1 protein-coding gene is annotated in these 977 nt (G+C 55.3%); it reads right to left on the bottom strand.

What is annotated here, in order from left to right:
• Positions 1-977, bottom strand: a 977-nt coding sequence (locus tag AAHB90_RS32430) for a non-ribosomal peptide synthetase (protein ID WP_342089482.1), incomplete at both ends; no start/stop codon positions are given.

The raw sequence follows: 977 nt of genomic DNA, 5'->3' as shown, positions 1-977 counted from the left end.
CAGAACACTCCGATCCAGGCCCGATGCAAGGTGCGAACAAAGATCCCCGATCGTTGAGTTGTCAAAGACTGCGCCGATTGTTACTTCGATCCCAAGCTCTTTACGGATGGCAGATATCAAACGGATCGCCAGCAACGAGTGCCCGCCCAGTTCGAAGAAGTTATCACCCATACCAATCCCTGATACCTCTAAAAGTTCTTCAAGGATCCCTACCAGGCCCACCGCAATGGCGCCCTGTGGGGCGATATGCGATTTGTCCGCCACAGCCATGTTGTCTGGCTCGGGCAGCGAACGCTTATCTATTTTTCCGTTTCCTGTCAGCGGGAAGCTGTCCAGCTCTGTCAGAGACGATGGCACCATGTAGTCAGGAAGCAGCTCCCGGAGCCGTTCACTCACCTTTTCACGGCTCAACCGGCTGACCAGGTAGTAGCCTGCCAGGCGCTTCTGGCCCATACTATCCTCACGCACAACGACAACTGACTGCCCTACCCCTTCGATGCTGCTCATCACCTTCTCGATCTCGCCCAGCTCGACCCGGTAACCCCGGATCTTTACCTGGTCGTCTACACGCCCCAGGTATTCTATATTGCCCTCAGGCAGCCAGCGTACCAAATCACCCGTCCGGTAAAGGCGCTCACCTGGCTGGAAGAGGCTTTCGATAAAACGCTCCGAGGTCAGATCAGCACGGTTCAGATAACCCCGCGCTACACCTTTACCACCGATATAAAGCTCCCCGGCAACACCGGTCGCGCTTACTTTCCCGCCAGCATCCAGTACATAGACACGGGTATTGGAAAAGGGCCTGCCGATCGGTATGCCCTTTTGCTCATACCCGCCGTCAGGTTTGATCATATGCAGTAACTTTCCTACCGTCGTCTCGGTCGGACCATAGTGGTTAACGACCTGGCACGGTGAACCACTTTCCAGGATACGCCCTAAAACCCGGTAGCTTAACGCCTCTCCTCCAAAAACCAGCA

The organism is Dyadobacter sp. OTU695 (assembly GCF_038440355.1).
In the GTDB taxonomy this organism is placed as follows: Bacteria; Bacteroidota; Bacteroidia; order Cytophagales; family Spirosomataceae; genus Dyadobacter.
The sequence above is the reverse complement of the archived record's forward strand: the minus strand, read 5'-3'. Positions and strand labels throughout refer to the sequence as shown.